This window comes from Alcanivorax sp. VBW004, from assembly GCF_009718865.1.
Lineage (GTDB): Bacteria > Pseudomonadota > Gammaproteobacteria > Pseudomonadales > Alcanivoracaceae > Alcanivorax.
On record NZ_WNHC01000001.1, the window covers coordinates 2,676,632 to 2,697,674 of the forward strand.

Annotated in this window: 20 protein-coding genes and 1 tRNA gene; 12 read left to right on the forward strand and 9 right to left on the reverse strand. The window is 56.9% G+C overall.

The annotated features are described in order from the left end of the window. Positions 1-13 precede the first annotated feature (13 nt). The 8 genes from F1529_RS12160 (at position 14) to F1529_RS12195 (ending at position 4,725) form a co-directional block, all read left to right on the forward strand. The gene (locus F1529_RS12160; protein WP_155135093.1) at positions 14-418 is read left to right on the forward strand and encodes a hypothetical protein; all 405 of its coding nucleotides are present in this window, start codon (positions 14-16) and stop codon (positions 416-418) included. A 126-nt stretch (positions 419-544) separates the two neighbouring features. Then, complete coding sequence (locus tag F1529_RS12165; RefSeq protein ID WP_155135096.1) at positions 545-808, forward strand: hypothetical protein; 264 nt, start codon at positions 545-547, stop codon at positions 806-808. 139 nt (positions 809-947) lie between these two features. Then, positions 948-1,277 carry a hypothetical protein gene (locus F1529_RS12170; protein WP_155135099.1) on the forward strand — a complete coding sequence of 110 codons (330 nt, stop codon included), beginning with the start codon at positions 948-950 and terminating at the stop codon, positions 1,275-1,277. 48 nt (positions 1,278-1,325) lie between these two features. Then, entirely contained in the window at positions 1,326-1,877 is a 552-nt protein-coding gene (locus tag F1529_RS12175) for a GNAT family N-acetyltransferase (protein ID WP_370457014.1), read from the forward strand. Positions 1,878-2,135: 258 nt separating this feature from the next. Then, a complete protein-coding gene (locus tag F1529_RS12180; RefSeq protein ID WP_230457781.1) occupies positions 2,136-2,615 on the forward strand; it encodes a hypothetical protein in 480 nt (159 codons plus the stop codon). Between the two features lie 116 nt (positions 2,616-2,731). Then, positions 2,732-3,133 carry a DUF6713 family protein gene (locus F1529_RS12185; protein WP_155135102.1) on the forward strand — a complete coding sequence of 134 codons (402 nt, stop codon included), beginning with the start codon at positions 2,732-2,734 and terminating at the stop codon, positions 3,131-3,133. A gap of 129 nt (positions 3,134-3,262) precedes the next feature. After that, positions 3,263-3,433 (forward strand): DUF2164 domain-containing protein, encoded by a 171-nt coding sequence (locus F1529_RS12190; protein WP_230457782.1) that lies wholly within the window; start codon positions 3,263-3,265, stop codon positions 3,431-3,433. 572 nt (positions 3,434-4,005) lie between these two features. After that, complete coding sequence (locus F1529_RS12195) at positions 4,006-4,725, forward strand: haloacid dehalogenase type II (protein WP_155135105.1); 720 nt, start codon at positions 4,006-4,008, stop codon at positions 4,723-4,725. Positions 4,726-5,195: 470 nt separating this feature from the next. Here F1529_RS12195 and F1529_RS12200 read toward each other — a convergent pair whose 3' ends face one another. Continuing rightward, positions 5,196-7,853, reverse strand: coding sequence for an RND family transporter (locus F1529_RS12200; protein ID WP_155135108.1), 2,658 nt, complete (start codon positions 7,851-7,853; stop codon positions 5,196-5,198). Between the two features lie 64 nt (positions 7,854-7,917). Further along, positions 7,918-8,349 carry an SRPBCC domain-containing protein gene (locus tag F1529_RS12205; protein WP_007150276.1) on the reverse strand — a complete coding sequence of 144 codons (432 nt, stop codon included), beginning with the start codon at positions 8,347-8,349 and terminating at the stop codon, positions 7,918-7,920. Positions 8,350-8,539: 190 nt separating this feature from the next. Between F1529_RS12205 and F1529_RS12210 the strand changes: the two genes are divergently transcribed. After that, entirely contained in the window at positions 8,540-9,610 is a 1,071-nt protein-coding gene (locus tag F1529_RS12210) for an AraC family transcriptional regulator (protein WP_155135111.1), read from the forward strand. Between the two features lie 81 nt (positions 9,611-9,691). Further along, positions 9,692-10,759, forward strand: coding sequence for a transporter (locus F1529_RS12215; protein ID WP_155135114.1), 1,068 nt, complete (start codon positions 9,692-9,694; stop codon positions 10,757-10,759). A 149-nt stretch (positions 10,760-10,908) separates the two neighbouring features. On the opposite strand, the gene F1529_RS12220 is transcribed toward F1529_RS12215, so the two are convergent. The 7 genes from F1529_RS12220 to F1529_RS12250 all read right to left on the reverse strand — a co-directional run bounded on the left by F1529_RS12220 (position 10,909) and on the right by F1529_RS12250 (position 18,111). Next, positions 10,909-10,984: transfer RNA gene (locus F1529_RS12220), tRNA-Thr, on the reverse strand. A gap of 60 nt (positions 10,985-11,044) precedes the next feature. Then, the gene (locus F1529_RS12225; RefSeq protein ID WP_155135117.1) at positions 11,045-12,556 is read right to left on the reverse strand and encodes a 4-hydroxyphenylacetate 3-hydroxylase family protein; all 1,512 of its coding nucleotides are present in this window, start codon (positions 12,554-12,556) and stop codon (positions 11,045-11,047) included. A gap of 428 nt (positions 12,557-12,984) precedes the next feature. Beyond that, on the reverse strand, positions 12,985-13,413 hold the full coding sequence (gene msrB / locus F1529_RS12230; protein ID WP_155135120.1) for a peptide-methionine (R)-S-oxide reductase MsrB: 429 nt from the start codon (positions 13,411-13,413) through the stop codon (positions 12,985-12,987). 25 nt (positions 13,414-13,438) lie between these two features. Further along, positions 13,439-14,065: a peptide-methionine (S)-S-oxide reductase MsrA gene (gene msrA / locus F1529_RS12235; RefSeq protein WP_155135123.1), complete on the reverse strand. Its 627-nt coding sequence runs from the start codon at positions 14,063-14,065 to the stop codon at positions 13,439-13,441. A 90-nt stretch (positions 14,066-14,155) separates the two neighbouring features. Beyond that, entirely contained in the window at positions 14,156-15,307 is a 1,152-nt protein-coding gene (locus F1529_RS12240; RefSeq protein WP_155135126.1) for a CaiB/BaiF CoA-transferase family protein, read from the reverse strand. Between the two features lie 48 nt (positions 15,308-15,355). Then, a complete protein-coding gene (locus F1529_RS12245; RefSeq protein WP_155135129.1) occupies positions 15,356-15,964 on the reverse strand; it encodes a hypothetical protein in 609 nt (202 codons plus the stop codon). A gap of 134 nt (positions 15,965-16,098) precedes the next feature. Beyond that, the gene (locus tag F1529_RS12250) at positions 16,099-18,111 is read right to left on the reverse strand and encodes a neutral/alkaline non-lysosomal ceramidase N-terminal domain-containing protein (RefSeq protein ID WP_155135132.1); all 2,013 of its coding nucleotides are present in this window, start codon (positions 18,109-18,111) and stop codon (positions 16,099-16,101) included. A gap of 239 nt (positions 18,112-18,350) precedes the next feature. Here F1529_RS12250 and F1529_RS12255 point away from each other — a divergent pair, with 239 nt between their 5' ends. After that, positions 18,351-19,445: an OmpA family protein gene (locus F1529_RS12255; protein ID WP_039926015.1), complete on the forward strand. Its 1,095-nt coding sequence runs from the start codon at positions 18,351-18,353 to the stop codon at positions 19,443-19,445. A 10-nt stretch (positions 19,446-19,455) separates the two neighbouring features. Further along, positions 19,456-20,889, forward strand: coding sequence for a thrombospondin type 3 repeat-containing protein (locus tag F1529_RS12260; protein WP_230457783.1), 1,434 nt, complete (start codon positions 19,456-19,458; stop codon positions 20,887-20,889). Positions 20,890-21,043: the final 154 nt, after the last annotated feature.

The following is a 21,043-nucleotide window of genomic DNA, read 5'->3' on the forward strand; positions in this document are numbered from 1 at the left end:
TTAGAGGTAAACCATGGATCGGCCACGAGACTACGCTGATGGAGAATTGAGGGGGCTGGAAAGGTATTTCCCAACCCCGCTTTCTCGTGTTCTGTTGGTTTCTCTACTGACCGCGCCGGCAGGCACTTTCTGGCTCATACTTGAAAATTCTGAAAGGCTCTTTCCTGGTTACGAAGATTCCTTCCAGAATCTGGTATCTGCTATGGTGGCTCTAACTTTGGCTTTTTTCATTCTCTTGGCACTGGCAATTGACCTGATTGTTGTGGCCCACCACTCTAAGCATCGACGTATAGTGCATTACTCTAATAGACATCCTCAGATGTCGTTTTCTTGGCTCTGGAATAATGCTCAAGTTAAGCACTTCATCTTCTTGGCGGCGCTTTTTACTTTGGGGGTTCTCTGTGGTCAATGCCTCTAACAATCGGCTGCACCGGATAAATTTCCGCTGTCACCTTTTGTGCATTAAGCCGCACAAAAGCCGCCACCAAAAATTTACTCGGTGAGCCGGGCGTTATGCATCAAAACTTAAATTTAGGAGTAAAGCATGGAAGCTTTAGTGTTCCCCCTTATAGCTACTCTAGCTGGAGGGTTCTTTCTTGTGAGAAATATAATCCATTTAACAAATAAGCAGAAGATGATGGATTATCTAGAAACTAGCCCAAAAGCAAAGCTCTGGGTAAATAAGTTCGGAATAGAAAAAACAGCATCTTTAACAAAATCAATATTTTTACCTTTGGGTTGTTTGGTTGGTTTGGGTTTGCTTTTCGTAGGGCTGCGAGGTTTATATATTTATTTGCAATATGCATAACAAGGAAAATTCACTCGGACGGCAAAAGCTGCGACGCTTCGCTCTGCAACTTTTTACGCCGGTGATTTGCGGCGTTGAGGTTTAAGTGATTAGAGCCCTTCGATCTGACCGAGCGTACGTTAAGGTTTTCAGGGACCGGATGACTATTGAAAGTCTCGAAGTTGGTGGGCGTCCGTACGAGGCATTGCCGGTCCAGCCCTTTACTACCCGCCGTCTTTTGGTTGGGCAGTTCGATGTGGCGGAGCATTGCCTGCAGCAAGGTTTGAAGCGGCTTGGCGAAAATGCATGGCTGAAGCCTGGGCCGGAGCTCATAGTCCAGCCTATGGAAATGACAGACGGAGGCCTTAGCCAGGTGGAGGAACGTGTAATCATGGAGATGGCGCACGGTGCCGGGGCCAAGCGTGTATTGCTGTGGGTGGGCGGGGAGCTTTCCAGGCAAGAGGCTTTGAATAAGCTTGTGGCCTTATAACGAGCCAGTGAAGCAGCGGCGCTGCTTGCTCATACATAGGGAGTTGTGGTGCATATTTGTGAGGCTGATAGATTGATTCTGCGGCGGTTGTCCCTTGATGACGTTCCCGCGTTGGCCGAAATTCTCAGCGACCCTGATGTGATGAAATACTCGGTTCGAGGTGTTTGTGATGAAGCCGCCACACACAAGTTTATCGAGTGGTGTTTGGCTTGTTACGACTCACATGGCGTTGGTCCATGGGCTCTCATCGATAAGACATCTTCTGAACTGATCGGCTTCTGCGGTGTTGGGCCAGAATGGGTCAATGATGTTGAGGAAATTAATCTTGGTTATCGACTGGCTCGTCGCTATTGGAATAAAGGGTTGGCATCTGAAGCGGCCAGATCCGTCCTTGACTATGTTTTCGGTAAGGACCTGTTCAATTCAGTGGTCGTTATCATAGAGCCTGAGCATGCGGCATCGCTTAAGGTCGCTGAGAAGGCAGGGTTTTCTTGCTTCGATGCCGTGGAATTTCATGGTCGGCCTGTAAGGTTATACCGATTGACCTCGGAGCAATGGGGAGCATCGCATAACAATGCCATACATGTGACAAGAGCATGATGGCGGGCAAACTCCTTGCTGCGCCTGCAATGAGAAGTTCGGGCTCAGATGCCCTCCCGAATTTCAAACTCTACCATCGCTATTTCTGCACTTCATAATCCGGTGCACCACTCTTCTCATGCTAGTGCCCATGTCAGGCATTAAAGATCCCGAGGGTAAGGTCTTGCATCGTGCATATGAGGAAAATATGAAAGAGCTAACCCATTATACGCGTGAATTTCCATCGAGAACGTCGCTGTCACAACGTGGGGAAAATGAGTGAGATCTGTACTTCTATTGATTGCTTTGTTGTCTGTATGTCTTCCTGTGTCAGCTAATTCCTTATGTGAGCCTGAGGATGAATTGGTTTTTTTATGTGAAATCGGAAGCAAAAATGTTTCAGTATGCATGACTGAAAAGGGCCGGATTGAGTATGTATACGGGGCTGGCGACACAGTCGAATTAGAATTGAACTCGCCACTCTTCAGTAGCGCGGCTTGCCCAGGTGGTGGAATAAGCCGATTGAGGTTCAAGAACGGAAACTACAGCTACATCGTTTACGATGTCATGTGCCATTCAGGCGGAATTGGCGAGAACCAGAGGAGCAAGTCAGATTTCGCCGGACTTGTCGTGCTGAACAAAAGCGACGTCGTTTTCAATAAAACGTGCACCTCCTTTGAGGATGAAGTGTTTGGCGTTAATTCGGGTATTCTTCCTGAAAGCGTTGAAAAGGAGGACTTTGATTATAATATCCCGTAATGCGGGAACGCTTCTTGAGAGTGACGTTAAATCAGATTTTCCCCTTGCCTCGTGCATCAAGTTCACTATAGAAAGAGCAATCAGGTTAACTCGTTAACGTCTTCCTGGACTCACTAATGACCGACACTTTCCAGCCTCTCTGGCTTAAATCACTCTTTCTGCTTGGGGTGAGCCTGCTATTCACCCACGAACTGGATGCCATGACCCACAACGAATGGCGTGTGCTTCCGCTGACTAGCTGGATGGCGCCGGGGGTGGGTCGTCTGGTGTTTGTGGCGTTGCATGTGCCTATTTTTGCGCTGGTGTTGGGTTGGCTGACCAGCAGGTTGCCGGAGCGGGCGGTGCAGGGGCAGTTCTGGGTGTCGGTGTTTTTGGTGGTTCATGCCGGTTTGCATGTGGCCTTTAGTGGGCTGCCGCACTATACCTTTGCGGGAATTCTCTCCAATACTCTGATTTTTGGTGCTGCGTTGTTTGGTGTCGCCTACCTTTGGGGGCGTTGCTGGATTCGTAGAGACTAGAGTAAACGCTTTATTGGCCCAGGTCGGTATATACCCGCAATTAGGAAGGGGGCTGGAGGTTGTGGCCAGGGTGAAACCGCCGCTCCTGCAAGTGTGCCTTTGGTACTCCCAATCTAGATAGAGTTGATGATGAGTGACATTACGTTTTCCCCGGACCAAAAAGCCCGGATGGTCAGCAAGATCAAGGCCTACTTTGATGAGGAGCTCCAGCAGGATATCGGCGGCTTCGAGGCGGAGTTTCTGATTGATTTCTTTGCCAAAGAGCTGGGGCCACATTTCTATAATCTGGGGAACCTCTGAATAACTCCTTGCGTGCTCAGTCTTTCAGGCTGGTTCGCAATCTAGGCGCGCTTTTGAAGGTGTATGTCCATCCACCGAAAAAGTGCAACAACGAGTGCGGGCCAGCCTGGAAGACCTGGAGGGCGCGGCCTTAAGCGCACATCTGCTGCGCCTTGCCTCTAAGAAAGGGAACCACCCTGTCTGTCGAGACAAGGCACAGCAGCTGTGCGCTTAAGGTCACGCTGAGCATGCAAGGAGTTATTCAGAGGTTCCCTGGCTCTGTTTGATGCCCAGCAGGAGCTCACCGAGAAGATGGACGAGGTGGGCTATGTGATGCAGGAACTGGAGAAGCCGGAAGTGTAAGGCGATCGTGGCAGGGCCTTCTTTGCCACGGTTAGATTTTGTTGTGGGCTAGGGGGCGGGCAGCAATCTCAGGAACTTTCCCTTTGTTGTGACCTCCCACCACAAAGGTTGGCGCTGAATTATTGGTTAGCCAGGCATTCATTTTCCCTTAGGTGCTCTTTGTCATGCCCCGAACCCTGTTGAAAACGTTTCCCCTTCTTGCTGCCATTTTGTTTCTTGGAGGTACTGCCATGGCTGATACAGCCCCGCAAGACGCGTCTGCTGGCGCGGAACCGCCCAGACCCAAGGTCATTATCTTTGATGTGAACGAAACGCTGCTGGACCTGGAGTCCATGCGCTCATCGGTTGGCGAGGCGCTGGGGGGCAGGGAGGAGCTGTTGCCGCTGTGGTTCTCGACCATGCTGCATAACTCCCTGGTCACCACGGTGACTGGGGAATATCACGACTTTGGCCAGATCGGTGTCGCCTCGTTGCTGATGGTGGCCGAGAACAATGATATTCCCTTGAGTGAGGAAAAGGCGAAAACGGCTATTGTGTCGTCCATTCTCAGCCTGCCGCCTCACCCGGATGTGAAACCGGGGCTCACTTCACTGAATGAGCAGGGTTTCAAGATTGTCAGCCTGACGAACTCGTCCAACGACGGGGTGAAGACCCAGTTTGAAAATGCGGGCCTGACGAATTTCTTCGATGCCCGTTACAGCATCGAGGATATCAAGATCTACAAGCCGGACCTGCGTGCCTATGAGTGGGTGCTGGAGCAGCTTGGCGTACAGCCTGAAGAGGCCTTGATGGTGGCGGCCCACGGCTGGGACGTGGCTGGCGCAAAGGAAGCAGGTTTGCAGACGGCCTTTATTGCCCGGCCCGGCAAGGCCCTCTACCCGCTGGCGAAAAAGCCGGATTACGTGGTTGAGAATGTCTCCGAACTGGCGGAGATCATGAAAGCGAAGTAAGCGGTGCCGGTGAGCGATTGCCGGTTGCTGATTGATAGGGAGTATCGATTAAAGAACCCCGGTTGGGGCCTTTGTTTCAAAGGCTGTGGCCGGGGTTTTTTATCGTTGGGGTTGTGGTCTGAGGAGCGTGGGGCATTCGCGGTGGAACCGCCGCTCCCACAAACACCGTTCCGTCATAAGCTTGAATTAGTCCGGGAGCCCGGCCCCATCCTTGGGGCGCGGAGATCAATCGTCAGGCTTTCCTGGGGTCACAGTATGAAGGCCTGGGGCTACCCGGACGACCAATATACTGTTCATTTGGCCAGTGGTCAAATAAGGTCAGTTACGAGTCGCGAGTGGCGAAAGGCAAAACCTCAACCCCCAAACCTTAATCCCGTTGCTGGCAGGGCACCTTTGGGTTTTGATCTTCGCAACTCGCTTGCGCCACCTGCAGGATCGCTTTCAGGCAAGTTCCTGCGGTGGCGGTAGGCTCAGCCCGCCCTCAGTTTCGGTTTGACGGTGATCAGCAGTGCCGGCAGCAGGGTCAGGTTGCTGAGCAGGGCGACCAGCATGGCCAGGCCGGTGAGCAGGCCGAAGTAGACGGTGGGGTTGAAGCTGGACAGAGCCAGGATGGAGAAGCCGGCGATGATGGTGAGCGAGGTGTAGTACATCGCTTTACCGATGGAGCCATGGCAACGCTTCATGGTGGCCACGTAGTCGTTGTCTTTGGGTAGCTCTTCGTGGAAGCGGTGGATGTAGTGAATGGTGTCATCCACGGCGATGCCAATGGTGATGGCGGTGATGGTGATGGTCATCAGGTCCAGCGGCAGGCCGATCCAGCCCATGAGACCCAGTACCAGTGACGCGGAGATCAGGCTGGGCACCATGCTGATCAGTGCCACCGGGATGCTGCGGAACAGGATCAGCAGCATGAACAGGATGGCGGCAAAGACATAACCCAGGGTCTTGATCTGGGAGTCGAACAGACTCTGCAGCATGTTGTTGTAGAGCACCATGGCGCCGGTGAGGTGCACCTGTTCTGGCTGCAGGCCGAAGTCGCTTTGCAGGTCGGTGCGGACCTTGGCGAGCAGTTCGTTACGGTTCAGGTTCTTGTCGGAATCGATCACCCGTACGCTGATGCGCACCTGGTTACCGTCGTCAGACAGGTAGGGCTTGACCAGCTGGCTGCGCAAGTCATCCGGAATAAAACTGGCCAGCAACATCAGCTGCACATAGCTGAGCGGGCGGCCGTTGAGCTTTTCCGCTACTTCGTAGGTGGTAGCGATGGAGAGCACCTTGCCGGTTTCCGGCAGGGATTCCAGGTAGTCCTGAATGTCCACCAGCTGGCCCAGCCGGGCCGGGGTGAACCAGTAGGACCCCTTGAGCGGGTTGGGTTCGGCTTTTTTCGGGGTGGCGAAGGGGTCTGCACCGGCCTCGCTGGCAAAGGGATCACTGTCGGCAAAAGGATCGGCGCTGTCTGCGGTGGCAGTGTCGCTGTTGGCAAAGGGATCCGCGTTGCCGGTCTCGTCAGCGCTGTCCGAGGCAAACGGGTCGCCGGGGCTGTCGTCCATGCTGTCGCCATCCCAGCCGGTGGCGGGTTGGTTGAGGGCAGCTTTCTGCGCGGTTGTGGCCTTGGGCGCATCGATGACGATATCCAGCGGGGTGGTGCCGCCCAGTTTGCGGTCGATCTGCAGCATGCCCTGATAGATTTCCGTGTCTTTCTGGAAGTAATCAATAAAGCGATTTTCCACGGTCAGCCGGCTGACGCCCCACAGGGACGCGACGATCACGGCCAGGGCGACGATCAGCAGAATGGGGCGACGGCGTTCGGTAAAGCCGGCAAAGGCGAGGGTCAGCTCCCGGCTGAGATCACGCCCTTGCCGGGGTTTGCCGGCGGAAAGCGGGGCCAGCAGGGCGGGGAACACCAGAAAGCAGACGATCAGCGACACGCCCAGGCCCAGGGTCATCATCCAGCCAAAGTCGATCACCGGGCGAATGCCGCTGATCACCAGGGAGGAGAAGCCCACCATGGTGGTGAGAATCATGTAGATGCTGGGGCGCATCATGTGGGCGGCGGTTTCGCGGATCAGCCATTTCTGGCTGGCGTCCGGGTTCTCTTCGTGCAGCTCGCGGAAGCGCACGGTGAGGTGAATGGTGATGGACATGGTGATGATCAGCAGCAGGGAAATATAGTTGCTGCTGATAACGGACACCTTCCAGTCCATCCAGCCCAGCCAGCCAGTCACTGCCAGCACGGTGACGCCGCAGCAGGCCAGCGGCACGATTACCCAGCGGGGACGGCGGAAAATCAGGAACAGGGTGAGGATCAGGAAGACCAGCACGCCGACGCCGAACACTTTCAGGTCCGAGCGAATAAAGCGCACCAGGTCGGTGGTGATCATGGGGACGCCGCCAAGGAACAAGTTGGCGTCGTCCCGGTAGCTGTCCATGATCTCGCGCACCTGGTCGATTTCCCCGGCGGTGCGTTGCTGGATCTGGCTGCTGTAATCACTGAAGGCGCGAGTGGCGTCTTCCAGCGCCTGCTGGCCTTGTTCGTCCAGTTCGCCGTTGTTTTCCTGGTCGCGCAGGTCGTTGCGCTTGTAGAGCAGGTCGTAATATTTCTGGTCGCGCTCGAAGCTCACCAGCAGGGCGGTGGTATTGCCGTCGTCACTGACCAGTAAGTCTTCGTAGAGCGGGTTTTCGTCGGTAAATTCCTTTTCGGCCAGCGACAGGTCCACGCCGTCACTGGTGAGGGTGCGGTAGTCGTTGGCCAGGTCGCTGAATTCCACCTGGGGGCTGAACAGCAGCGGCACGTCCAGCATGCTGTACACCGAGCTGACCCGATCCACATCCTTGAGCGATTGCTGCAGGGATTGCAGGTGATCCAGGCTGTTCTGTTGAAACAGGGGGTTGTCTTTGGGGCTGTAGGTGATGATCAGGAAATCACTGCCACCATATTGCTTGGAGACCTTGCGGTAGTACTCCAGCGCTTTGTCGTTTTCCAGCACCATGGAATCCGCTGACGCATCGATCTTGAAGTTGCGGGCCTGCGTGGCGGCCACGCCACAAAGCAGCACCAGCAGCACCAGCCAGAAAACAGGGTGTGCCAGTACAGCCCGGCAATAGGCGTTAAACAATCGATGGGTCATGACGTATCCGGTTTGCGTTACAGGGGGTCTGCAATTTTGTTATGTATACAGCGAACAGACGGTTTCAGAACATGGCTGCGTATTCTGCCGCGAATCGCGTATCGAAACGGTGAATCAGTTTGCCGGCGGGCCAGGTCAACAGCGTCAACAAGCCCTCAGTCCATTCTTCCTGGTGTACCCGGCAGCCGCCCTGGCCATCGTCGATAAAGGTGAAGCGATGGGTAATGCGGGCGAAGGGCAGTTGCAGGCCCCAGGTGATGCGTTCGTTTTCCTTGTACTCCAGCACCTTCACGACCACCGGCGCTGGCGGCAGGCGGGGCAGGTCCGCCACAAACAGCAGCAGCGCGCCGGGACGCCAGCCGCCATTGAGGAGCCGGGCGTGGCGGACTACCGAGCACCAGCTGGCCCAGTTGTTAGCGTCGGCAAACAGTTTGAAGGCCTGTTTGCGGGAGGCGCGGGTGTCGGTGACTTCGTCGACCAGATAACGTTTTAGCATGCTGTATCCGTGTTTTTATTGGCAGAAGGCGCCTGCGGGAAGCGCAAACGCAGGCCATTGCACTATTCAAGGCTCCCTAGATTACGCACAGTAAGGGGCAACCTCCAGTCGGTAAAACGGGCCAATTCGGCGGGCGTTGTTGACCTGTCAGAGGGCTTTGCCTAGTTTCGGGTGATTGCGAGGAGTCAGCATGACAACAACACTGTTACCGGCGTCCATATTGCCGGGGCTTCTTGAAGTCTCGTTACGTAACCAGCTGGATGTGCAGGCCCTGTTCGAGCAGGTGGGCATTGATGCGGATATTGTCGGCCGCAGCGATCGCTTCATCAGCCTTGAGCAACTTGATGCGTTGCTTTATGCGGCCTTTACAGAAAGCGATGATCCGCTGTTTGGGCTGCATGTGGGGGCGGATAATCACTATGGCAACCTGGATTTGCTGGGGAACCTGATGGCCACCGCCAATAGCCTGGAACAGGGCATTGGCATGCTGTTTCGCTATAAGGACCTGGTGGTGCCTTACCTGGATTTCTCGCTGGATCTTTACGGCAAGAGCGTGCAGCTGTCGGTGATCAGCAAAGACCCGACCTTGCGCTTTACGGCGACACGTACTCACAACGAAGTGGTGGTCGCTACCATGTTGTCCATTGGGCGATCCTTGCTGGGCGCAGATATGCCGTTGACCGGGGCCTGTTTTCTCCATGCTGAGCCCTGTGCCGAGCAACTGGAAAGCTATGGGGCATTTTTCCAGTGCCCCATGTCGTTTTCTGCCGGGCAGAATGCCATTCGCTTCAGCGCTGAGTTGCTTGGCGCTCCGTTACCCCGAGCCTACCCGAAGTACAACGAGCGCCTGCGTAAATCCGCTGACCAGGTGTTGGCCGGGTTATCCCGGGCGGGGGGGATAACCGGGCAAGTGGTCAAGCACCTGGAGCGCCTGCTCGGTGAGCATACGGTGACCATGGAGGCGGTGGCGGATGCCCTGGCCATGACGCCGCGCACCCTCCAGCGCCGCCTCCAGGAAGAAGGCGCGCGGTTTGCAAATTTGCGTGATCAAGTGCGCCATCAGCATGCCTGCAAGGCGCTGCGTCAGCACCGTTGCGACATGCAGAGCCTGGCAACGGAATTGGGCTTTTCCGATACGGCCAACTTTTATCATGCCTTCAAGCGCTGGCAGGGCTGCGCGCCGGGCCAATACCGCAAGGCATACCAGAGCGCGTTTCAGCCGGAGTCAGGCAAGCCGCCGGTTCACGGCTCTCACGTCTGAGCGGTGTGACATTTTGCCACATTGGTATTTCCCCTCGGGTCCGTATCCTTGCGGGCGAATATTCAATGCCGGGGAAATGTCATGTCTCGTTCCGTTTTGTCCACTGCGATATCGCTGTCGCTGCTTGCTGCCAGCCCTGCAGTGCTTGCCCACTATGATGGCGGGCGCGCTGACAGCCATGCGCCGATTTCCGTGATGGGTGACCACACGCACGGCAAGGGTGAGTGGATGCTTTCCTACCGTTATATGGGCATGGGGATGAGTGGGGCGAAATCCGGTAGTGACTCGCTGAGCACGGATGAGGCATTTGCCGAGATCCCGGGCATGGGCATGATGAACATGAAAGCCCTGCCGTACGAGATGACCATGCACATGCATATGCTTGGCGCCATGTACGCCCCCACGGATAACCTCACCCTGATGGCGATGTTGCCGTACAGCACCAACGAGATGACCACCAAGACCCGCATGACCATGATGGGTAACACCACCCAGGGCGAGTTTGATACGGAAACCTCAGGCATTGGTGATGCGAGTATCGGCGGCCTCTACAAGTTCTACGACGAGAACGGCTACCGCTTGCACCTGAATATGGTGTTTGGGCTGCCCACCGGTTCTATCGAGGAAGAAGACTACATTCCCATGGCGGGCCAGGAGCTGCAGCTGCCTTACCCCATGCAGCTGGGCTCCGGTAGTTATGAACTGCGCCCGGGGCTGACTCTGAACAAGCAATACGCCAGCTGGAGCTGGGGCGCGCAGGTTAGTGCCAAAATTCCTTTGGACGATAATGATCAGGGTTACCAGTTAGGGTCGAGCAAGTACCTGACTGCCTGGGCGGCCAAGCCGGTCTCGCCGTGGGCATCGGTGTCTGTGGCAGCCTACAAAAGCTGGTGGACCAGTATTAACGGTTCTGCTGAAGATCTGACTATCTCACCGATGATGAACCCGGCGGCAGACCCGGATGCCAAGGGTGGGCAGCGTCTGGATATTGGCGTGGGTTTGAACCTGCTAGGCAAGAACGGCGCGCTGAAAGGCCACCGCCTGGCGATGGAATACAAGGCGCCAGTGCAGGAATCCCTGCATGGTATCCAAATGGAAACCGATTACACCTTTACGGTAGGTTGGCAGAAAGCCTTCGGCGGGAAATAACCCTGCCGTAGGAGCGTCGCTGGCGGCGCGATAATCCAGCGTCTGAAATCGCGCAGCCAGCGACGCTCCTACGGATAAATTGTGGCGATTTGCGCCCATAAAAAAGCCGCTCCTGATAATCAGGAGCGGCTTTTTTATGGAATTCGAAATGGTGCCGGAACGCGGAATCGAACCGCGGACCTACTGATTACGAATCAGTTGCTCTACCGACTGAGCTATCCCGGCATGCCCGTTGTGTTGGGCGGGCGCTAGTTTAGCAGGCCGCCGGCTGCAGGCAAGCAGGAATCAGGCTTCCTGCTTGATGCCCGCCAGTTTGCGGGCGTGCCACTTCTTGGTCTCCACATCCATGCCGCGCAGAATCTGAATACGCTGGGCCTGGGGACTGCCAGCGCCGTGCATGGACTCGGTGAGGTAACCCACGGCGTTGCGCCCCAGGGTCATGTTTTCGATCAGCCGTAGGATGCGCATGCGATCTTCGGTGGGGATGTCCTCTCGGCCCTTGAGGAAGCGACGGATGATGTCACCGGCTTCTTCGTTTTCCAGGTCCTGTTCACTGGGCATGGTGACCATGATGCCGCCGGCCAGATCCTGGGCGAGACGGGAAATCTCGTAGGGGAAGCGGGTCACGTTGTGCTTGCACACGTTGGCCAGCATGGTGTCATTCATGTAGATGCCGCTGGGCATCTGTGTGGCTTCGTGGGAACTGGCGATGCCGGACGAGTAGATAGTCTCGTTCAGGTGGGTCATCTCCACCAGCTTGTCGCGGATGTGGCTGACTTTTTCCAGCCCGTTGTACTCCACGATGGAGGCCGCCGCACCGACCATGACGTCGCCCAGGCCGGTTTTGCACACATAGCTGGCACGGTGATAGGCGGTGAAGCGGGTGACCAGTTCCTGGGCGAATTCGTATTCGCCGTCCATGAATACATGCTCGTGGGGAATGAAGACGTCATCAAAGTACACCAGCACTTCCTGGCCGCCGTATTGGGCGTTGCCCTGATCGATGTCGCCGCCTTCCATGGCTCGGGTGTCGCAGCTCTGGCGCCCGTAGATATAGGTAATGCCGACGGCGTCGCCGGGAATCATGCCGACCACGGCGTAGTCCTTGTCGCCTTCGGTAAGGTTCATGGTGGGCAACACGCAGATCCAGTGCTGGTTCCAGCCACCGGTCATGTGCGCCTTGACGCCTTTTACGTAGATGCCCTTGTCGGTGCGGCGGGTTACGCGCATGAACATGTCCGGATCGGCCTGCTCGGCGGGCCGCTTGCTGCGGTCACCCTTTGGGTCGGTCATGCCGGCGGCAATCAGGATGTTCTTGCGCTGGGCTTCCTTGAGAAAGTCCAGATAACGCTGGTGGTACTGGGTGCCGTGCTTTTCGTCCATCTCATAAGTAACGGAGTGCAGTACGCTGATGGTGTCCAGGCCGGTACAGCGCTGGAAGCAGGTGCCGGTGATCTGGCCCATGCGCCGTTGCATCTTGTTCTTTTTTACCAGGTCGCCGGGGGATTCCACGATGTGCAGAAAACGGTTTACCTGGGCGTCGATCAACGGTGACCAGGCGGTGGCCAGTTCCGGATCATCAATGGCTAGGTCATAGCTGGCGCGAAGGGCATTGATGCTGGGTTTGATGATGGGGTGATCCGCAGGCTCATCAATCAGCTCACCGAACAGGAACAGGCGAGTGCCGCGGTTGCGCAGGCTGGCCAGGTAGTCGTCACCGGTCTTGATGACGGGAATGCGGTCCCAGCGGGTCTGGGCGGATTCTTCACGGGCTGGAGCCGGGGTCGCGGCGTTCATGGTGCCTCCTGGGATCATGTTGTTCTGCTCTGCGCCATGGGTGGCGCGGGAAGCAATATCATCGTAAATAGGGTGACTTGGGAGTCATCTCCGATGGTAAACAGTGTGTAATCCAAGGCAATGACTGAAAGTGTCGCTGTGCTCTGTGGTCAAGTCAGGGTGGCGCTAAGGGCGGGAACGAGCTGCTGTAGGAGCGTCGCTGGCGGCGCGATTAAAAGCAGTTGAAAGTTCAAAGTGTAAAGTTCAAAAGCGCGGGAGAGCGCATCATATTCTTTCAGGTCGTGCCCGCGCGCAGAGGTTCAGCGCGGAACCACGAGGTTTCGTTGGCGGAGGCCTGGCTTCGCGTTTCAACTTTACACTTTGAACTTTCAACTCGCTCTTTCGGCGGAGATCGGCGTTGCCGATTTCCGCCCTACGGTTGGCAGGGGCTATTCTGCCTTGAACACCATGGAGGCAGAGTTCAGGCAGTAGCGCTGGCCGGTGGGGGGCGGGCCGTCGGGGAAGACGTGGCCCTGGTGGCCGTCGCAGCGGGCACAGCGAATCTCCACTCGGACCATGCCGTGGCTGCTGTCGTGCAGTTCACGGATGTGTTGAGGATCGAAGGGTTCGTAAAAGCTGGGCCAGCCGGTGCCGGATTCGAACTTGGCGCTGGAGGTGAACAGTGGCAGGTCGCACAGTTTGCAGTGGTAGGTGCCGTCGTCCTTGTTATCCAGCAGGCCGCCGCAAAACGGGGGCTCGGTGCCCTGGTTGAGCAGGATGCGGCGCTCTTCTTCGGTCAGCGATTGTGCGCGGGCCTGTTTTTCTTCTTCGCTCAGGGGCGTCAGGTCGAAGCCGCTGGCGGACAGTGCTTGGGTCATCAGGCACTCCCTTGAGTTTGTCTGGTTAAGGTGTTCGGGTTTTGAGCTTGTCGGGAAAGGCCTGGATCAGCTTTTCCACTTTCGGTTTGGCTATATGGGTAATGTAGCCTTGATTGGGATTGCGACGGGCGAAATCCTGGTGGCAATCCTCGGCGCGGTAAAAGGCGTCCAGCGGTTCCACGGTGGTGGCAATGGGAGCAATAAAGGCACCGGCGTTGTTCAACTGCTGGATGTACGCCTCGGCCACCGCTTTCTCGGTGTCATCGTGATAAAAAATCGCGGAGCGGTACTGGGTGCCCCGGTCGTTACCCTGGCGATCTTTCTGGGTGGGGTCGTGGGCGACGGAGAAGAACACTTTCAGCAGCTCGCCGAAGCTGATTACGGTGCTGTCGTATTCTACTTCGATGACTTCCGCATGACCGGTGGTGCCGGTACAGACGGCCTCGTAATTAGCGCGGGCAGCATGGCCGCCGGCATAACCGGAGACCACGGCGTTCACGCCTTCCAGATTCAGATAGACCGCTTCCACACACCAGAAACAACCGCCGGCAAGAACCGCTTTGGCCGTGCCACTGGCGGGCAGGTCGTCGATGGGGTCAGGAAAACGTTCCGGGTGAATGGCCAGGGATGTGCCGGGGATCACTGCGTTCATGGTTCCTCCAATGGGGCGTCAACACCTGCCGGGCTTGTGGCCAGACAGGTGTTACAGGTCAATGCAGCCAGTGGAGAGCACAAGCAGGGATCAGTCCTGCTTGACGGCACCACTGGCGATCAGGCCATCGATGTCACTGTCACTGAAGCCGGCCTGGCTCAGTACGGCCCGGCTATCTGCCCCGGCAGTGGTGGCGGGTTTTATTTCGCCGGCTGCGGTGCGAGAGAAGCGCGGGGTCGGTGCCGGTTGTGCGGCGCCGTTGACGGTAACGAAGGACCCTCTGGCTACGTTATGCGGGTGCGAGGGGGCTTCTTCAAGGCTGAGTACCGGTGCAAAACAGACATCGGTGCCCTCCATCAGCGCGGACCACTCGTCCCGTGTCTTCTGTTTGATGACGGCGGCGAGCTTTTGTTTCATTTCCGGCCATTTGGGCGGGTTGATCTGATGGCCAAAGTCCTCGGCGGGCAGTTCGGCCAGTTGGCAGAGCTGGGCATAGAACTGCGGTTCGATGCTGCCGATGGAGACGTATTTGCCGTCCGCAGTTTCATACACTTCATAGAAGTGTGCGCCGGAATCGAGCATGTGCGTGCCGCGATTATCGGTAAACATGCCCTGGGATTTGAGCCCGTAGAACATGGCCATGAGGGCGGCGGAACCTTCTACCATGGACGAGTCGACCACCTGGCCTTTGCCGCTGCGCTGGGCTTCCAGTGCGGCGCAGACCATGCCAAAGGCGAGCATCATGCCGCCGCCGCCGAAATCGCCGACCAGGTTGAGCGGGATGGCGGGCTTTTCGCCTTCACGGCCCATGGCATGCAGGGCGCCGGACAGGGAGATGTAGTTCATGTCGTGGCCGGCGGCCTGGGCCAGTGGCCCGGTCTGGCCCCAGCCGGTCATGCGGCCGTAGACCAGTTTCGGGTTGCGGGCCAGGCATTGCTCCGGGCCCACGCCCAGGCGCTCGGTGACGCCGGGACGAAAGCCTTCGAAAATACCATCAGCGGTTTCACACAGTTTCAGAACGGTTTCGATGCCTTCGGCGCTTTTCAGGTCCACGGCCAGGTTCTGGCGATTGCGGAAAAGGACGGTGTGGCCGATGGCGGAATGCGGGTTACCGCCGGGGCGGTCGATGCGGATAACGGTGGCGCCCATGTCGGCAAGCATCATGCCGCAGAAGGGGCCGGGGCCAATGCCGGCCAGTTCGATGAAGGTCAGTCCGTTAAGTGGGCCTGTCATAATGTTCATGTCCGTTGTCAGAGTCCGTTTTACCGTTCCCTGACGGACATTGGCCGGTCAGGGAACAAGGGCTTGTTCACGCAAGCTGCGACGCAGGGCCGAGCACTGGCTTTTGGCGATGGCAACGGCGTTGCTGGCTTCGTGGGTGGTAGCGATACCGGTCCAGAGAGGTTTGCCGTCGGCATTGATCAGCTCTGCGCCATGTTGCCGCAGGGCGTCGGGTACCTCGTCTTTGGCCAGGTCGCCGCCGATCCCGATTTTCCAGGTCGGTTGTACGTCGCCGGCGGATTGCTCCATGGGGTTGAGCTGGTTGCCGGCCGCAGGCGGTGCGGCAGCGTCTATCAGCAAGTGGGTCAGCTCGACCACCAGAATCCGCTCTACATCGTTTTCTTGCGCCCAGTCGAGGATGCGTTCTTTTCCGCCTTCATACCATAACGGTAATTCCTGATGGCTGAGCAAAACGGTCAACGAATCACTTGAAAATATATCCCTGCAGGTTAATTCCCAGGTTTCGCGGATGTTGCCTTCCGGGGTGTGGGCGACCAGCAGCAGGGTATCTTGCGGCGGGTGGCTGCCCTCATCGGTGAAGCGAGTGGTCACGTCCGTGGTGCTGGCGCAGCCGGCAACGAAGAGGGCGGGTAACAGGTATCGAAAAAGCGGTCGCATGGAAATCTCCGGCGGCAAGAGCGGTGCCTTCAATGGCTGCGCCCAGTGTAACAGCGCCACGCAGGCGCCACATCAACTGGTGCACAATCTCTTGTGTCCTGGCGGGCCTTTAGCCGCCCACTTTTAATCGCCCGCTAGGGGATCGGCGGAGAGTGCTGTGCCGGAGCTGCGGCCGGGTCGGCTGAAAAAGCAAAACGGCAGCCTGTTTGCGGCTGCCCGGGGGCGGGGTACCAGCGCACTTCGTATTTGTCCTGACTGTTTTGTTGTTCCTGCCATTGCAGTTGCAGCGAGGCGCCGTCATCGGTGGCCGCGCGCTGCCCCCGGCAGTGGATAGCAAGCTCCAGCGTGTCGAGGGCCAGCTGTTCGGCGGGGGCGGCCAGCAGGGACATGCGCCAGTAAGGGCCGGTGGTGGGGTCGCCGGGCTCGTGGGCAGGATGACCATTCCACTGGGCTGCCGTGAGAGAGGCAGGCGCTGCGGTTTGCTGTGCTTCAGGAAAATATTGATGCGAAAGCAGGGAGAAGGTCTGCTTGCGGGGAATGTCGTTGATGTCGCCGCTCTGTTGCAGGTCGCGGCTCAGTTCGCTGCTCTGGGCAATCAGGAAATCCAGCGTATGAGGGCCGTAGAGCGTGTGGCCCCCTTCGTAGTATTGCCGCTGGTATTCCTCGGGGGTGACGGCATAGCCGAAATAGCCGTTGGCCAGGCTGGAGACTTCTACTTTCCAGTTCGTGCCGGCGGGCAGGGTATCGGTAACGGCATTGCGCAGGCGATTGCCGCTTTCCAGGGTGATTTCCCAGGGCAGCGGCACGATGACCAGCTCGTTGATCCGTACGATCTGGAACAGGGCCTGATGGGGGAAGCGTTCTGCGGGTAACAGCAGTTGCAGCTTGGAGAGCATCCACTGTTTCACGCCCTGGCAGTTGTCGGTGAAAAAGCGTCGAGGCCAGTCTTCCTTGAGAAAGGGCAAGTAGGAAATAGGAAACACTTCATCGCCATTGGCGGCCCCGGCGACGGCGGCCCCGGCAATGGCACGCTCACAGAGTCCGAAGCGCCCTGTGTCGATCTGGTCCAGCAGGTTCAGTTGGCGGCTGGCGACGGCAGTGTCCAATTTATTGGTGAGCTGCCCATCCAGTGAGTGAAACAATTGGATGGCGTGTTCGCCCAGGGCCATGCCGATACGCTGTGCTTCCAGGTCGCCACGCTGGTCTGTGTGCCAGGCTGGATTATTGTCCGCGTGGGTGGCCTGGGCGGCGCCATGGATAAAGCCGGGAGCTGTGCCTGCCAGTTCATCTTCCAGAGTGCCACTGATCCAGTGCCAGACGTCGGCGTGGTAAGGACGGGTAAAGGGGGGAATGGCGGTGCCATGAATGGAGTACAGGCTAAGCGCACCGGCAGGAACAAAGCGGTCACCTTGCTTCTGGTCGATGCGTAGCAGGGTCATGGTGGGGTTGACCGCCATCATCGGGTCGTCATCCAGGTGCTGGCCGTCAGGGAAATTGTTCGCCCAGGCGCCCATGGAACGGTTACGGGTATAGCCCCGGATGTCGCTTTGACCCACGGCGAAGCGGGCTTCCTGTCGGGATGCATAGGCCGCGATGACCGCGTCGGCAATCTGTTCGCTCAGGTATTCAAACAAGGCCGGGTCGAAACCGGGTTTGTTGCTGCCAAAGACATTATAGAAGTCACTGCCCAGATACTGCCCCGGGCCGGAATGGGTATGGGTCACCAGCAAGGACAAGGCGTGGGCGGGGACATCGGTTTTCTCTGCGATGCGCTCTGCCACGCGATGATGAAGGGGCAGGGAGCCGGTGCCCAGGTCCAATTGCACAATGGCCATGGGTGTCTGCCCGGGAGCATGCAGGTAAAACGCTCGTGCTTTCAGGCGGGTGCGAAAGCCGTCAGCAACCTTGGCCCAGGCGGAATAGCCGAACTTGGGTATTCCTGTTGGCGGCGTAATGTCCCGTTCGGCAATGCCAGCCACAGCAGTGCTGACCTGGTTGGGCGCAAGCGGTGCGTTAAGGTGAATATCGACCTGCTGACGGGGGAAAAACAGAAACGGCCAGGCGGTATGAGTCAGGGCGGCGATAACGATGAGAGCGACAATGGCGAGCAGCCAGCGGCGCATACGATGTGAGTGTGTGGGCTTCATAATCCGGCTTTCTTATAGTTTGCACCAAAGTACCAATTTGTTCCCATTGGTGCAAACGGGTGCATTTTGTTGCTGAACGGGCGTGAAGGATACGAAAAGATACGCTTAGATACAGAAAGCAGGAACATGAACGGGTTCACAACAATATTCCAACGCAACGGCACCGGACGCCTATTTTTTTTTCTTTCCCCACCTATTCCAATGGTTGCACAGATCATTCATACCCAAGGGGGGTAGTCATGAAAGGAAGCACGCGTATATCCATGCTGGCAGCGAGTGTCGCGTTAGCGACGCAAGCGATTGCCGCAGAGGACATGAAAGAGCCCAACACGCGGCAGTATGTCGCGCCTATGCTGCACTATCTGGTACTGGACGAAGATCGGGATCTGTCTCGCAAGGGGCTGGGTGCTGGTTTGGTCTATGGCCGTGAATTATCCGAACATTGGTGGTGGGAGACCGAAGGTGCCGGGTATGGCCTGGATTCCGGGGTCGAAGGCGCTGCGGATTATTACCAGTACACGGTAAGCACCGGTGTGGCCTATGCCTTTGGCGACCGCGAAGGGTTTACGCCTTTCGTGCTGGCCCAGATCGGTGGCATCTACAACGATGTAGTGCCAGACGATGATGACGGCTTTGATTTGCACGCCAATGTGGGGTTGGGTGCGGTTACTGGTCCTATTTTTGATAACGGCCTGAAGTTGCGCGCTGAAGCCCGTTATATGTATGACGATTTCGACGGTATTACCGGTACGGTGTCTGAAGATGAAGGCGGGTTTAACGACTGGCGCTTCTCTCTGGGCCTGGAAGTGCCTCTCGGTCAGACCAAGACCGTCGAAGTGGAAAAAATTGTCTACGAAACTCGTGAAGTCGAGAAAGTTGTGGAAGTGGCCGCTGCCGACAGTGATGGCGACGGTATTCCGGACAACCGTGACAAGTGCCCGAACACCATCCAGGGCGCCAAAGTCGATGGCGATGGCTGTCTGTTGACCAACCAGACCATTACCTTCAACAACATTGGCTTCGAGCTTAATTCTGCCAAGCTCACCGCAACCTCCCGTCCGCTTGTGGACCGTCTTGTCAAAGCGCTGAAATCTCAGACGAACTTCGATGTTGAGATTGCAGGCCACACGGATAGCACCGGTAGCGCTGAATACAACGAAACCCTTTCCGATGAACGTGCCAAGGCCGTACGCCAATACCTGATTGATAATGGCGTAGCAGCAGAGCGTCTGACCGCTCGTGGGTATGGTGAAGTGGTTCCGGTTGCCAGCAATGAGACCTCATCAGGCCGTGCCATGAACCGTCGCGTTGAATTCCGCGTTAGCGAGCAGTAGGAGAATAGTCATGAATATGTATAGCAAACCGTTTTTTGTAATCATGCTGGCTGCTTTGCTGGGTCTTGGATTGGCTGGTTGTGAAGCTGATGGAGATGGTAGCAGTGGCGGTGGCAACACGCCGGTTGGTAACAATGCTGACCAGGATAATGATGGTGTACCCGATAACGTGGACAACTGTCCCGCTAACCCCAATGCCATGCAGGAAGATCAGGATGGTGATGGCATCGGCGATGTATGTGATGACGACCGTGATGGTGACGGGGAAGACAACCCCACCGATAACTGTCCGCTGGTAGCCAACCCGACCCAGGATGATAGCGATGGCGATGGTATCGGCGATGCCTGTGATCAGGACAATGATCAGGACAACGACGGTATCGATGATGGGGTAGATAACTGTCCTGCCATCTTCAACCCGGAACAGGGTGATGTGGATAACGATGGTATCGGTGATGTCTGTGATGACGACGCGGATGGCGATGGTGTGGATAACACCAATGACAACTGTGTGTTCACGGCAAATGCGGATCAGAAAGATACCGATACCGATGGTATTGGTGATGTCTGCGAAGACGACCGTGACGGTGACACCATCCTTGATACCAATGACAACTGCCTGAACATTCCTAACACCGACCAGGCTGACCTGGATCTGGATGGCATTGGTGATGTGTGTGACGACGACCGTGATGGTGACGGCGTGGATAACGATACCGATAACTGCCCACTGGCGGCCAATGCGGACCAGGCAGACAGCGACGGTGATGGCATCGGTGACGTTTGTGATGGCGGTGGCGGTGATCCCACTGACACCGATGGTGATGGTGTTCCCGATGCCACTGACAACTGCCCTCTGATTGCCAATGCGGATCAGGCTGATGGCGATGGCGATGGCAAAGGCGATGTCTGTGACGACGATGGCTTCACTTGCTCCGCTACCACCACTTACCAGCAGTTGGCCAATACCGATTACACGGCAGACAGCGGCGTGTTGGGCGTGTGCCTGGGTTGTTCCGTCGATGACGAAGGCAATGCGATTGACGGAAATAACGCCACCTTCGCACAGATCAATATCGGCGCGGCCCTGATCTACGGTGGCGGGTTTGTGGCAGCGGACGCCATTGACCAGTCCGTGGATATTGCAGACAGCGTTGTTGGCTTTGTGGTCAGCGACCCGAGCTCCCAGCTGCTCAATCTGGAACTGCTTGGCAACTTCACTACCGTTCGTTTCTTCAATGACGGCGTGGAAGTGGATAGCGCTACCGTAGGCGGCGGGTTGCTGGATCTGGACTTGCTGGGTCTGGGTGCCAACTCGGATCAGCGTTTCATTGCTGCCCCGGCATCTAGCCAGCCGTTCGATTCCATTCAGCTGGACTATGCTGGCCTTGTGAATGCCAACAAAGCGTTCCGTGTTCACGATGTTTGTGTCGGTACGCCCTGATCGGCAAAACAGGGTAATAAGGAAAGGACCTTCGGGTCGCCGCCCCGAACGTTAGCAATAGCGCTTCGGGGCACGTGAAAGGCCTGAACCAAACCGGTTGCAATGATTCTGAAAAGAATGCGTTGTCACCAGGGAGGTTCAGGCCTTTTTTTGT

Excerpts from the sequence above, each read along its gene's own strand:
- F1529_RS12225 (WP_155135117.1), bottom strand. The coding sequence starts at position 12,556 with ATGAACGCCGCGACCCCGGCTCCAGCCCGTGAAGAATCCGCCCAGACC.
- F1529_RS12255 (WP_039926015.1), top strand. The coding sequence starts at position 18,351 with ATGAAAGGAAGCACGCGTATATCCATGCTGGCAGCGAGTGTCGCGTTA.
- F1529_RS12160 (WP_155135093.1), top strand. The coding sequence starts at position 14 with ATGGATCGGCCACGAGACTACGCTGATGGAGAATTGAGGGGGCTGGAA.
- F1529_RS12185 (WP_155135102.1), top strand. The coding sequence starts at position 2,732 with ATGACCGACACTTTCCAGCCTCTCTGGCTTAAATCACTCTTTCTGCTT.
- F1529_RS12240 (WP_155135126.1), bottom strand. The coding sequence starts at position 15,307 with ATGAACATTATGACAGGCCCACTTAACGGACTGACCTTCATCGAACTG.
- F1529_RS12245 (WP_155135129.1), bottom strand. The coding sequence starts at position 15,964 with ATGCGACCGCTTTTTCGATACCTGTTACCCGCCCTCTTCGTTGCCGGC.
- F1529_RS12170 (WP_155135099.1), top strand. The coding sequence starts at position 948 with ATGACTATTGAAAGTCTCGAAGTTGGTGGGCGTCCGTACGAGGCATTG.
- msrB (WP_155135120.1), bottom strand. The coding sequence starts at position 13,413 with ATGACCCAAGCACTGTCCGCCAGCGGCTTCGACCTGACGCCCCTGAGC.
- F1529_RS12210 (WP_155135111.1), top strand. The coding sequence starts at position 8,540 with ATGACAACAACACTGTTACCGGCGTCCATATTGCCGGGGCTTCTTGAA.
- F1529_RS12200 (WP_155135108.1), bottom strand. The coding sequence starts at position 7,853 with ATGACCCATCGATTGTTTAACGCCTATTGCCGGGCTGTACTGGCACAC.
- F1529_RS12165 (WP_155135096.1), top strand. The coding sequence starts at position 545 with ATGGAAGCTTTAGTGTTCCCCCTTATAGCTACTCTAGCTGGAGGGTTC.
- F1529_RS12215 (WP_155135114.1), top strand. The coding sequence starts at position 9,692 with ATGTCTCGTTCCGTTTTGTCCACTGCGATATCGCTGTCGCTGCTTGCT.
- F1529_RS12190 (WP_230457782.1), top strand. The coding sequence starts at position 3,263 with ATGAGTGACATTACGTTTTCCCCGGACCAAAAAGCCCGGATGGTCAGC.
- F1529_RS12260 (WP_230457783.1), top strand. The coding sequence starts at position 19,456 with ATGAATATGTATAGCAAACCGTTTTTTGTAATCATGCTGGCTGCTTTG.
- F1529_RS12205 (WP_007150276.1), bottom strand. The coding sequence starts at position 8,349 with ATGCTAAAACGTTATCTGGTCGACGAAGTCACCGACACCCGCGCCTCC.
- msrA (WP_155135123.1), bottom strand. The coding sequence starts at position 14,065 with ATGAACGCAGTGATCCCCGGCACATCCCTGGCCATTCACCCGGAACGT.
- F1529_RS12250 (WP_155135132.1), bottom strand. The coding sequence starts at position 18,111 with ATGAAGCCCACACACTCACATCGTATGCGCCGCTGGCTGCTCGCCATT.
- F1529_RS12195 (WP_155135105.1), top strand. The coding sequence starts at position 4,006 with ATGGCTGATACAGCCCCGCAAGACGCGTCTGCTGGCGCGGAACCGCCC.